We start from the raw sequence: 11672 nt of genomic DNA on the forward strand, positions 1-11672 counted from the left end.
GCGGCCCAAATCGCAATCCGGTTCTCACAGGCACGAAAAACCATGGAAACTTCTTGAAGTCATTAACGCCTGCGGCGTAGGAACTTACTTACACAAGGCGCCTAAAGTCAAACAAACCCATAAACAACTAAAACCGTCGTAGCCAGGAAAAATCATTCTCAAATTATTTCACTGCTTGCATTACCGCTCAACGGGCGCTAACACTAACCCCATCAAGCAATGGAGAAAGCCCATGTCACGTCTCGCCGAATTCCGCGCCCTTGAACGGCTACTTTCCGCCAAAAAGTCCGAACTGCATTTCATAAAAATCGACCCCCGCCTAAGGCGCGAATTCGAGTTCGAAAGCAAACTCCACGATTTACTGGCCGAATATCAATTCAGCCCATGGGAAGCTCTGACCATTCTCGAAAACGAAAACACGAGCAAATTCGACGATATCTATCAACAACGGCGCCTTCTTACTCCGCCCCCACGTTACAGAACGCGGCAAAGCAAATACTATAAAAACCCGTACACCGGTGAAGTCGTAGAAGCCAGAAGCACCCTGCACAAAACCGTGCGCTCGTGGATTGAGCAATACGGCCGCACCGAGGTCGAGAGCTGGGCAACTGCATGGTCTGTTTGCGCACACAAGCCGCACCTGTAGACAACCGATACTCTGCCAAGCACAACGACCACCACCCGCCCCTTCCGACCTGCGTCATCAAGCAACTAGGGTTAATGCCGTCTACCCTCAATTAAGGTGGATCCCTGCCTCGCCTACAGGCCAACGCAACCGTTCGATAACCGAACAGTAGCCCGTCTCTTGAATTGACGATGCCGCCTTCACTGCGCACCATGCACCGGCCTTGCGTGTCCCCCTGCCTGGGAACCGGTCACGTACTCGTAGCACCGCAGCTGAATACAATTTCAAGAATCGAGCAGTTTATGAACCACTCCAAGACCACCCCCGCCGCGCCCCGGATGTCCCAGGGTTCGATCGGCGACAAGCTTCGCGGCGCCTTCGGCGTCGGCAAAACCCGTTGGGGCATGCTTGCCCTGGTGTTCTTCGCCACTACCCTGAACTACATCGACCGCGCCGCCCTCGGCATCATGCAGCCCGTCCTGGCCAAGGAAATGAGCTGGACGGCGATGGACTACGCCAACATCAACTTCTGGTTCCAGGTCGGCTACGCGATCGGCTTTCTGCTGCAAGGTCGGCTGATCGACAAGGTCGGGGTAAAACGCGCGTTCTTCTTTGCCGTGCTGCTGTGGAGCCTGGCCACCGGCGCCCATGGCCTGGCCACTTCGGCCGCCGGCTTCATGGTCTGCCGCTTTATCCTTGGCCTGACCGAGGCCGCCAATTACCCGGCATGCGTCAAGACGGTGCGCCTGTGGTTCCCGGCGGGTGAGCGGGCCATTGCTACCGGTTTGTTCAACGCCGGCACCAACGTCGGCGCCATGGTCACCCCGGCCCTGCTGCCGGTGATCCTGGCCGTGTGGGGCTGGCAGGCCGCGTTCATCGCCATGGGCAGCCTGGGCCTGGTGTGGGTGGTGTTGTGGGTGCTGAAGTACTACAACCCTGAAGACCACCCCAGCGTTCGCCAGAGCGAGGTGGAATACATTCAGCAAGGCGACGAACCTGAGCCGACCCGCGTGCCGTTCAGCCGCATCCTGCGCCTGCGTGGCACTTGGGCCTTTGCGGTGGCCTATGCGATTACCGCACCGGTGTTCTGGTTCTACCTGTACTGGCTGCCGCCGTTCCTCAACCAGCAGTACAGCCTGGGCATCAATGTGACCCAGATGGGCATCCCGCTGATCATCATTTGGCTGACTGCGGACTTTGGCAGCATCGGCGGCGGCATCCTGTCCTCCTGGCTGATCGGTCGTGGTGTACGTGCCACGACTGCGCGGTTGGTGTCGATGCTGATCTTCGCCTGCACCATGGTCAGCGTCATCTTTGCCGCCAACGCCAGCGGCCTGTGGGTTGCGGTGGCGGCCATCTCGCTGGCGGTGGGCGCACACCAGGCGTGGACGGCGAACATCTGGAGCCTGGTGATGGACTACACGCCCAAGCACCTGGTGAGCACGGTATTCGGTTTCGGCAGCATGTGTGCGGCGATTGGCGGGATGTTCATGACGCAGATCGTCGGCAGTGTACTGACCGCTACCAACAACAACTATGCCGTGCTGTTCACCATGATCCCGGCCATGTACTTCCTGGCGCTGGTGTGGATGTACTTCATGGCGCCGCGCAAGGTCGAGAGCGCCTGAGCGCGCTAACCATTTACCTCTATGGGGCCCTTGCGGGCCCTTTTTTTGGCCGCACTGATAAGGCATCTTGGCTGCGAGGTGCTTGTCACAATATTTTCATCGCCTGTGAGATCGAGCGCCGCCCGCGCGGCGCTTCGCGGCACAAGGCCGCTCCCACAGTCTGTTTCGGGCCAGTTATTCCTGTGCCTTTGACGCGCGCACCCTTGGTGCATGGCTGGGGATCGATGAAGCGCAACGGCGTCCCCTTCGATATCGAATGGAACAAACAAGGCGAACAGAGGTGACCTCACAGGACTGATTGGCCCGAAACAGACTGTGGGAGCGGCCTTGTGCCGCGAAGCGCCGCGCGGGCGGCGCTCGATCTGTGCACCACCTCAAACCCCCAGCCATGCAACTGGAGGCCCTCACCCCACCTCCTCCGGCAATATCTGCGCAGAGACTGAAAATCCGGAGCCGCTTTGCGGCCCTGTCGCGACACAAGGCCGCTCCCACAGGACCGCGCCCGACTCAGGTACTACAAGTCAGACCCTGGCCAACACCGCCTTGGCCTTCTCCAGCGCCATGCGTGCGCGCTGCTCGCCGCTGATGCCCTGCTCCAGCAACTGCCGTGTGGGGATTTCCAGGCTCAGCGGAACGGTTGCAGGCAAACCGCGCAGCAGGCCAACCAAGTCAGCATCGCCCTCGCCCGGGAAGCGCCGCTCGTTACGCGCCTGGCGCAGGATCTCGTCCATGTCGGCCGGTACCGGGCCAGCAACGTCGCACAGCTGGGCATAGCGCATGCGCTGCGGCGCCAGCTGCGCCAAATCGCTCAGCGAAGAGCCAGAGCGGTTGAAGTGGAAGGCATCCACCAGCACACAACCATTGGCGTGGTCGGCATTGGCTACCACCCGCATGGCCTCGCGCAGGTCACGCACGTCGGTCCACGGCATGAACTCCAGATGCGGGTGAATACCGTACCCCGCCGCCAGCCCGCACAACGCGGCAAAGCGCTCGGTCAGGCGCACTTCGTCCGGGTCGTTGCCAGCCACCAGCAGTTCAGTGCCGCCCAGTTCGGCACCCACCGCCAAAATCGGCTCAAAATCGGCCACGCAGGTTTCCGGCTTCAGCCGCAGGATCTCCAGGTCGAGCACCTTGATACCTGTATCGCGCAAGCGCGCCTGGGTCTGCCGGCGCAAGTCGCCATCAGCCACCAATGGGAAGTGCTGCTCCTGCTCGGTGGCTGGCACCAGGCGCAGGCCAACATGGCTGTAACCGGCACGGGCTGCTGCCTCGACCATGTCCGGCGGGGATAGCTCAAGTACTGTCAGGGCGGCAAGGGAGAAAATTCGATCAGTCATTATTCGTCACCAACAAAAGTAAAGGCCGTACTAGGCAATCTGCTCGGGCGCGCAGGCCCGGCCGCTTTCGGCTGCCTGGCGAATCGCTTCGATCAGCGCCAGCGTACGGCCACCGTCGGCGGCGTCGATCAACGGCGCCTGCTCACCACGGGCAACTCGCACAAAGTGCTGCAACTGCAGGGTCAATGCCTCGCCTGCGGGCATGTCTTCCTCGCTCTGTAGCAGCGGCGTGTGCCAGCCCGAGCCGGCCTCGGCGTAGTGCCAGCGCTTGAGCTGGGGAATGCTCAGCGCCCCGTGGGTGCCGGCCAGCAGGTAGCACGGCTGGCCATCCTGGCGCGGGTACACCGGGCTTTCGCCCGAGTCCAGCTCCCAGCTCCACGGCGCCGCTACCGCATCGGAGCCGGTCAGGCTACCCAACGCGCCGTTGGCGAACTGCAGCAGCACTGCGGCGCTGTCTTCGTTGGCGAAACCGCGCACATCGTTGCGGGTAAATGCCTGTACCTGCACCACCTCGCCACACAGGTGGCGCAGCAGGTCGAGGTCGTGGATCAAGTTGGTCAGCAAGAAGCCGGCCCCCGGCTCGCGGCGCCAGGGTGTTTCGAAATAGCTGTCGGGCTTTTGCAACTGCCACAGCGCGGTGACGTTAATCAGCCGGCCCAGCTTGCCCTCGGCAATCACCTGATGCGCCTGGGCGATCAGCGGGTTGTGCCGCCGATGGTGGCCGACCAGCACCGGTACATTGCGGCGGCGCGAGGCTTCCACCAGCGCGCGAACCTCATCCAGGTGCACACCCACCGGTTTTTCGACCAGCACCGGCACGCCGGCTTCGACGCAATCCAGGGCGGTGGCGACGTGCAAGTTGTTGGGGTTGGCGACGATCACCGCCTCGGGGCGCACGCGTTCCAGCATCTGGCGGTGGTCGGCAAAACAGGGCACGCCGCATTCAGCGGCAAATGCCTCGGCCTGCGGACCAGGGTCGGCCACGGCGCACAACTGGGCCTGCGGCACATTGAGCAAGTGCTGGTAATGCTGGCGGCCCATGATGCCGGCGCCGATCAGGGCGATACGTAGGGGTGCGTTCAACAGCCTGTCCTCTTGTCATTGTTGTTGTGCGGATTCTGAAATCAAGTTCCACAATCCACGCTCAGCAATTTAGAACCAAGTTCAGCTTTCCAGAAGAACCGGCAGAACAGACTGTGCGGTAATCGACCAGAAATGCACCGTCAGGCGAACAGCTCGCTTGCCCGGCTGGCTGCCGACAGCTCCTGCGCTGCCGCCAGCAGCAATGGCGCCAGCTCTGCCAGGCGGCTTTGCGCCATGCGCGCACTGGGCCCGGCGATGCTCAGTACGCCAATCACCTCGTCACTTTGCGGGCGGCGCACCACGGCGGCCAAGGCCGAGGTACCGACAGCCGAGGTTTCCTCGACCCAGGCATAGCCGTACTCGCGGGCGCGGCGCAGGTAGGCGAGCAGCTCGTCGGTGGAGCGTGGTGCGTTCGGGCCGAACTGCGCAGGGTCGGCAATGCCTTGGCGCAGTACCATCTGCAGCGCCTGCTCGTCGCCCAGGCTGGCCAGCCAGGCATGCCCGGAGGCGGTATAGAACAGTGGCGCGTCGCGGCCCATGTCCGGGTCGTAGCGCAACCCGGAACGGGCCCCCTGGGACTTGGCGATCCAGGTCTGGCGGGCACCTTCGATCACGCCCAGGCGCACCAGTTCGCCGCTGTCCTGGGCCAGGCGATCGAGAATTGGCTGGATGACGTCGGCACCGCTGCTGGACAGGTAACGGAAGCCCAGCGCCACCAGCTTGGCCGACAGCTGGTAACGGTTGTTGTCACGGTTTTGCCGCACATAGCCTAGCCGCACCAACTCGGTGAGCATGCGGTGGGCGGCGCTCTTGGGGATGTCCAGGCGCTCGGCCAGGGTTTGCAACGGCAGCCCCTGCGGCTCACCGGTAAGGCTTTCTACAAGACTGAAGGCGCGTTCGATCTGACTACCAGCCATGACACAGGTCCCTGAAGTTTTTTGCGGATTCTAGAAGATGATTCCACATCGCCGATAGCCAGCGCAGCTTGGGCCAGGGCTAATGTCCGGTGATCGCCCATTACTTGCTCGATGTGGCCGCCCTGCCCTTGCGGGCCGGCCCGCTGAAGACAAGAATATGGAACCTTGTTCCAATAACAATACAGGAATCACACAATGCCTTCCGCTCCCTTCGAAACCAAATGCGATGTACTGGTCATAGGTTCTGGCGCCGCCGGGCTGGCTGCGGCGGTAACGGCTGCCTGGCATGGGCAGAAGGTGATCGTGGTGGAGAAGGAGGCGGTATTCGGCGGTGCCACCGCCTGGTCTGGTGGCTGGGCCTGGGTGCCGCGCAACCCGCTGGCGCGCAGGGCCGGCATCGTGGAAGACATCGAGCAGCCACGTACTTACCTGCGTAATGAACTGGGGGTGCATTACGACGCCGAGCGCGTCGATGCCTTTCTTGAAGCCTGCCCGCACATGGTGGCGTTTTTCGAGAAGCACACGGCGTTGCAATTTGCAGACGGCAACGGCATCCCGGACATGCATGGCGACACGCCGGGGGCGGCCCAGGGCGGGCACCAGGTGATCGCCGCGCCCTATGATGCCCGCGAGCTTGGTCCCCTGCTGCCACGCCTGCGCAAGACCATGCGCGAAACCTCGTTCATGGGCATGCCGATCATGGCCGGCGCCGACCTTGCCGCGTTCCTCAACATGACCCGCTCCCCCAAGGCCTTGCTGCACGTATGCAAACGTTTTGGCCGCCACCTGTACCACCTGGCCCGGCATGGCCGGGCGATGCACCTGGTCAATGGCGTGGCGCTGGTAGCGCGCCTGGCCAAGTCGGCGCAGGACCTGGGTGTGCACCTGCAGGAGTCGGCACCGGCCAGACGCCTGCTGATCGCAGATGGCCAGGTACGCGGGGCGTTGGTGGCTACGCCGCAAGGTGAGCAACTGATCCGCGCCAACGCCGTGGTGCTCGCAGCGGGGGGCTTCCCCAACGACAGCGCCCGCCGCCAGCAGCTGTTCCCACGTGATGCCAGCGGCCACGACAACCTGTCCTTACCGCCCAAGGGCTGTTCTGGCGATGGCCTGCGCCTGGGCGAGGCGGCCGGCGGCGTGGTCGCCACCGACCTGAAGTCACCGGTGGCCTGGGCGCCGGTTTCGCAGGTGCCGCACCGCGATGGCAGCGTCGGCCACTTCCCGCACATCATCGAGCGCGGCAAGCCGGGCATCATTGGTGTATTGGCCAACGGCAAGCGCTTCGTCAACGAAGCGCATGGCTACTACGACTATGTGTCGGCCATGGTCGCGGCAGTACCGCAGGACCAAGAGGTTTGTTCGTGGCTGGTCTGCGACCACCGCTTCCTGCGCCGCTACGGCCTGGGCCATGCCCGCCCGGCGCCGCTGCCGGTGTGGCCGCATGTGCGCAGTGGCTACCTGAAGCAAGGCGCCACGATTGAAGCCTTGGCTAACGCCTGTGGCATCGACGCAGCCGGGTTACGTGCCACGGTCAACGGCTTCAACAGCCATGCCCGCAACGGCCAGGACCCAGAGTTTGGCCGTGGTTCCACACCGTTCAACCGCAAGCAGGGCGACCCGCAGCACAAAGGGCCCAACCCTTGTGTGGCGCCGATCGAGAACGGGCCGTTCTATGCGGTGAAGGTAAAGCCTGGTTGCTTTGGTACTTTTGCCGGGTTGCGCACTGACGGCCATGCCCGGGTGCTGGATGAGGCTGGGCAGCCCATTACTGGCTTGTATGCGGCGGGTACCGACATGGCCAGTGTGTTTGGTGGCTGGTATCCGTCGGGCGGGATCAACCTGGGGCCGGCGCTGACCTTTGGTTATGTGGCTGGGCGGCATATTGCCGGGGTGCGGGGGTATGAGTGATTTGCCGTGTATGCCGAGAGGATTGCAGCGCCTGTGAGATCGAGCGCCGCCCGCGCGGCGCTTCGCGGCTAAAGCCGCTCCTACGTTTGTTTCGGGCCAATTATGCCTGTGGGATTTGCGCGCGAACGCCTTGGCGCCCGCCTCGATATCGCGTCGTACAAACAAGGCGGTCGCGCGCGCCTGTCACAGGAGGGACTGGCCCGAAACAAACGTAGGAGCGGCTTTAGCCGCGAAGCGCCGCGCGGGCGGCGCTCGATCTCCTAGGCGCTGAAAATGTTTCGGTGAACACCTACGGCGCTCGATCTCACAAGCGCAAACGCTCTCAAACCCTGCCCCGGCTACTTCTTGTCCTTGGCAAACGCCGCCTCAAGCGCCTGGTTGATGGTGCGCAATACCTTCACCCGTGCCCAGCGCTTGTCATTGGCCTCCACCAGCGTCCACGGCGCAATCTCGCTGCTGGTGCGGTCGACCATGTCGCCCACCGCCTGGACGTAGTCGTCCCATTTGTCGCGGTTGCGCCAGTCGTCCTCGGTGATCTTGTAGCGCTTGAACGGGATCTGCTCGCGCTCCTCGAAGCGCTCCAGCTGGGTCTGCTGGTCGATCGCCAGCCAGAACTTGACCACCACCACGCCGGCATTCACCAACTGCTCTTCAAAGTCGTTGATCTCGCTGTAAGCGCGCATCCAGTCGGCCGGGGTGCAAAAGCCCTCCACCCGCTCCACCAGCACCCGGCCATACCAGGAGCGGTCGAAGATGGTGAACTTGCCGCGCGCCGGAATATGCCGCCAGAACCGCCACAGGTAAGGCTGCGCGCGCTCTTCTTCGGTGGGCGCGGCGATCGGCACGATGCGGTACTGGCGCGGGTCCAGCGCTGCTGCCACGCGGCGAATGGCGCCGCCCTTGCCTGCGGCATCGTTGCCTTCGAACACCGCCACCAGGGCGTGGCGGCGCATGTGCTTGTCGCGCAGCAAGCCGGCCAGGCGGGCTTGTTCAGTGACCAACTGCTCCTGGTAGTCGGACTTGTCCAGGCGCAAGGTCATGTCCAGCGCACCAAGCAGGCTGCGGTCGTCGATGCTGCGGCCCAGCGGGGCGACGTTGCCCTGGTGCTTGCCCTTGGGGTTGTTGGCCAGTGCGGCTTGCAGGCTTTCCAGCAGGATGCGCCCCACCGCCAGGCTACGGTAGTTCGGGTCGACGCCCTCGATGATATGCCACGGCGCGTAGTCGCGGCTGGTACGGCGCAGCACGCGCTCGCCGAAGCGCACGAAGCGGTCATAGGTTTCTGACTGCTGCCAGTCCAGCGGGCTGATCTTCCAGCTGTGCAGCGGGTCGTCCTTGAGCGATTTCAGCCGCGCCTTCATCTGCTTCTTGGACAGGTGGAACCAGAACTTGATGATCAGCGCGCCTTCGTCGCACAGCATCTGCTCCAGGCGTTCGGCGCCGGTGATGGCCTGGTCGAGCACGGCATCCTTGAACACTCCGTGCACCCGCCCCTGCAGCATCTGGCTGTACCAGTTGCCAAAGAACACGCCCATCCGCCCCTTCGGTGGCAAGGCCCGCCAGTAGCGCCAGGCTGGCGGGCGGGCCAGCTCCTCGTCGGTCTGCTGGTCGAAGGTGAGCACATCGATCATGCGCGGGTCCATCCACTCGTTGAGCAGTTTTACCGTCTCACCCTTGCCGGCGCCTTCGATGCCGTTGATCAGCACGATCACCGGGAAGCGCGCCTGCTGCTTGAGTTCGTACTGGGCTTCGAGCAGGGCCTCGCGTAAAGCGGGTACCTCGGCGTCGTAAGCCTCCTTGTCGATGCTGTGGCCGATTTCGGCGGATTCGAACATGCACTGGCTCCTTCAATGGATAAGCAAGACTAGCGGATTTGTGGGGTGCCTGTGCTGGCCTCTTCGCGGGTAAACCCGCTCCCACAGGGACCCCACAATGTTTAGAACCTGTGGTAATCCTGTGGGAGCGGGTTTACCCGCGAAGAGGCCGGAACAGCCTGTGCAAACCTTTCAGATGACATAAAATCCCGCCATCCGCTGCAACCGAGCCAACCATGTCCACCCTCCTCCAGCACGCCCAGATCGACTGGGACGACCAGGGCCGCCCCCATTCGCGGCAATACGACGACGTCTATTTCGCGGTCAACGAAGGCATCGAAGAAACCAAACACGTGTTCCTCGGCCAGACCCGCCTGGCTGAGCGCTTTGCCAACCTTGCGCCGCACACCTGCATGGTGATCGGCGAAACCGGCTTTGGCACCGGCATGAACTTTTTCTGCGCCTGGCAGCTGTTTGACCAGCACGCGCACAGCGACGCGCGCCTGCACTTCGTCAGCGTCGAAAAATACCCCCTCGGCCACGCTGACATGCTCCGCGCAGTACGCCTGTGGCCTGAACTGGCCGCCTATACCGAGCCGCTGCTGACGCAGTACGTGGCGGTACACCCGGGCTTTCAGCAGTTCACCTTCGACAACGGCAGGGTCACCCTCACCCTGTTGATCGGCGATGTGCTGGAACAGCTACCGCAACTGGATGCGCAGATCGATGTGTGGTTCCTCGACGGCTTCGCCCCGGCCAAGAACCCCGACATGTGGACCCCAGAGCTGTTCGCACAACTGGCGCGGTTGTCACACCCGGGCACGGTACTGGGCACCTTCACCACCACCGGCTGGGTACGCCGCAGCCTGGTCGAAGCCGGCTTCGCCATGAAGAAGGTGCCGGGCATCGGCAAGAAGTGGGAGGTAATGAGCGGCGCCTACGTTGGCGCCCTGCCCGGTCCCGCAGCCCCCTGGTACACCCGCCCGCCTGCTGCAAAGGGGCCGCGCGAGGCCTTGGTGATCGGCGCCGGGCTCGCCGGCAGCAGCAGTGCCGCCAGCCTGGCGCGACGTGGCTGGCAGGTGACCGTGCTGGAACGCCACGAGGCGCCGGCGCAGGAGGCCTCGGGTAACCCGCAGGGGGTGCTGTACCTCAAGCTGTCGGCCCATGGCACGGCGTTGTCGCAGATGATCCTGTCCGGGTTCGGCTACACGCGGCGTCAGCTGGAACGCCTGCAGCGTGGCCGTGACTGGGATGCCTGCGGCGTGCTGCAGCTTGCCTTCGACGACAAGGAGGCCGAGCGCCAGGGCAAGCTGGCTGTCGCCTTCGATTACGACCTGCTGCATACACTGGCGCGCAGCGAGGCCGAAGCCATCGCCGGGGTGGCCTTGCCGGCTGGCGGGCTGTTTTACCCCGAAGGCGGCTGGGTGCACCCGCCAGCGCTGTGCCAGCAACAGTTGCAGCACCCGGGCATTCGCTTGGTGACGCACCAGGAAGTGCTCGAACTGCGCAAGGTTGATGACCAGTGGCAAGCCTGGGCTGGCGAGCGGCTGCTGGCCAGTGCGCCGGTGGTGGTGCTGGCCGGTGCTGCCGAGGTGCGGCGCTTTGAAGCATGCGCAGGGCTGCCGCTCAAGCGTATCCGTGGGCAGATCACCCGCTTGCCGGCCACCGCCAGCAGCCGGGCGCTACGCACCGTGGTGTGCGCAGAGGGCTATGTGGCACCGCCGCGTGGTGAAGAACATACCTTGGGCGCGAGCTTTGATTTCCATAGTGAAGAACTGACGCCGACGGTGGCCGAACACCAGGGTAACCTGGCGTTGCTGGATGAGATCTCCACTGATCTGGCCCAGCGCCTGGGCGCTGCCGAGCTGGACGCTGAGCAGTTGCAAGGGCGTGCGGCGTTTCGTTGCACCAGCCCGGATTATCTGCCGATCGTCGGGCCCGTGGCGGATGCGCAGGCGTTTGCCGAGGCCTATGCGGTGCTGGGGCGGGATGCGCGGCAGGTGCCGGAGGTGGCTTGCCCTTGGTTGGGCGGGTTGTATGTGAACAGCGGGCATGGCTCGCGGGGGTTGATCACGGCGCCGTTGAGCGGCGAGCTGGTGGCGGCCTGGGTGTGCGGGGAACCGCTGCCGTTGCCGCGGGCGGTGGCTGAGGCTTGTCATCCGAACAGGTTTGGGTTGCGGCGGTTGATTCGGGGGAAGTGATTGCGTCGGGGGTGCATGTCGTTGGATTTGTTGCGCCTGTGAGATCGAGCGCCGAAGAGTTCGCCTCGACACATTCAGCGCCTGCGAGATCGAGCGCCGCCCGCGCGGCGCTTCGCGGCTAAAGCCGCTCCTACGTTTGTTTCTGGCCAGTTATGCCTGTGG

The 11672-nt window shown here is 63.7% G+C and carries 8 protein-coding genes; 4 read left to right on the forward strand and 4 right to left on the reverse strand.

The genetic code is table 11. From position 1 onward, the window contains the following. Positions 1–232 precede the first annotated feature (232 nt). Together ACIP1G_RS08835 and ACIP1G_RS08840 are read left to right on the forward strand one after the other, a co-directional pair. A complete protein-coding gene (locus tag ACIP1G_RS08835) occupies positions 233–646 on the forward strand; it encodes a histone-like nucleoid-structuring protein, MvaT/MvaU family (RefSeq protein ID WP_400735563.1) in 414 nt (137 codons plus the stop codon). Between the two features lie 281 nt (positions 647–927). Next, positions 928–2253, forward strand: coding sequence for an MFS transporter (locus ACIP1G_RS08840; RefSeq protein ID WP_400735565.1), 1326 nt, complete (start codon positions 928–930; stop codon positions 2251–2253). Between the two features lie 521 nt (positions 2254–2774). Here ACIP1G_RS08840 and ACIP1G_RS08845 read toward each other — a convergent pair. The 3 genes from ACIP1G_RS08845 to ACIP1G_RS08855 form a co-directional block, all read right to left on the reverse strand. Further along, positions 2775–3590, reverse strand: coding sequence for a sugar phosphate isomerase/epimerase family protein (locus ACIP1G_RS08845; RefSeq protein ID WP_400735567.1), 816 nt, complete (start codon positions 3588–3590; stop codon positions 2775–2777). Positions 3591–3620: 30 nt separating this feature from the next. Continuing rightward, positions 3621–4673, reverse strand: a complete 1053-nt coding sequence (locus tag ACIP1G_RS08850; protein ID WP_400735569.1) for a Gfo/Idh/MocA family protein — start codon at positions 4671–4673, stop codon at positions 3621–3623. A 140-nt stretch (positions 4674–4813) separates the two neighbouring features. After that, positions 4814–5590 carry an IclR family transcriptional regulator gene (locus ACIP1G_RS08855; protein ID WP_400735571.1) on the reverse strand — a complete coding sequence of 259 codons (777 nt, stop codon included), beginning with the start codon at positions 5588–5590 and terminating at the stop codon, positions 4814–4816. Positions 5591–5785: 195 nt separating this feature from the next. Here ACIP1G_RS08855 and ACIP1G_RS08860 point away from each other — a divergent pair, with 195 nt between their 5' ends. Further along, positions 5786–7498: an FAD-dependent oxidoreductase gene (locus ACIP1G_RS08860; protein ID WP_400735573.1), complete on the forward strand. Its 1713-nt coding sequence runs from the start codon at positions 5786–5788 to the stop codon at positions 7496–7498. A 338-nt stretch (positions 7499–7836) separates the two neighbouring features. Here ACIP1G_RS08860 and pap read toward each other — a convergent pair whose 3' ends face one another. After that, the gene (gene pap / locus ACIP1G_RS08865) at positions 7837–9330 is read right to left on the reverse strand and encodes a polyphosphate:AMP phosphotransferase (RefSeq protein WP_400735575.1); all 1494 of its coding nucleotides are present in this window, start codon (positions 9328–9330) and stop codon (positions 7837–7839) included. A gap of 215 nt (positions 9331–9545) precedes the next feature. On the opposite strand from pap, the gene mnmC reads away from it, so the two are divergent. After that, positions 9546–11510: a bifunctional tRNA (5-methylaminomethyl-2-thiouridine)(34)-methyltransferase MnmD/FAD-dependent 5-carboxymethylaminomethyl-2-thiouridine(34) oxidoreductase MnmC gene (gene mnmC / locus ACIP1G_RS08870; RefSeq protein ID WP_400735577.1), complete on the forward strand. Its 1965-nt coding sequence runs from the start codon at positions 9546–9548 to the stop codon at positions 11508–11510. Positions 11511–11672: the final 162 nt, after the last annotated feature.

This window comes from Pseudomonas sp. NPDC089392, assembly GCF_044749595.1.
GTDB lineage: Bacteria > Pseudomonadota > Gammaproteobacteria > Pseudomonadales > Pseudomonadaceae > Aquipseudomonas.

What these genes read in the sequence shown, in the direction of transcription:
- ACIP1G_RS08840 (WP_400735565.1), top strand. Translation starts at nt 928, where the DNA reads ATGAACCACTCCAAGACCACCCCCGCCGCGCCCCGGATGTCCCAGGGT.
- mnmC (WP_400735577.1), top strand. Translation starts at nt 9,546, where the DNA reads ATGTCCACCCTCCTCCAGCACGCCCAGATCGACTGGGACGACCAGGGC.
- ACIP1G_RS08835 (WP_400735563.1), top strand. Translation starts at nt 233, where the DNA reads ATGTCACGTCTCGCCGAATTCCGCGCCCTTGAACGGCTACTTTCCGCC.
- ACIP1G_RS08860 (WP_400735573.1), top strand. Translation starts at nt 5,786, where the DNA reads ATGCCTTCCGCTCCCTTCGAAACCAAATGCGATGTACTGGTCATAGGT.
- ACIP1G_RS08845 (WP_400735567.1), bottom strand. Translation starts at nt 3,590, where the DNA reads ATGACTGATCGAATTTTCTCCCTTGCCGCCCTGACAGTACTTGAGCTA.
- ACIP1G_RS08855 (WP_400735571.1), bottom strand. Translation starts at nt 5,590, where the DNA reads ATGGCTGGTAGTCAGATCGAACGCGCCTTCAGTCTTGTAGAAAGCCTT.
- pap (WP_400735575.1), bottom strand. Translation starts at nt 9,330, where the DNA reads ATGTTCGAATCCGCCGAAATCGGCCACAGCATCGACAAGGAGGCTTAC.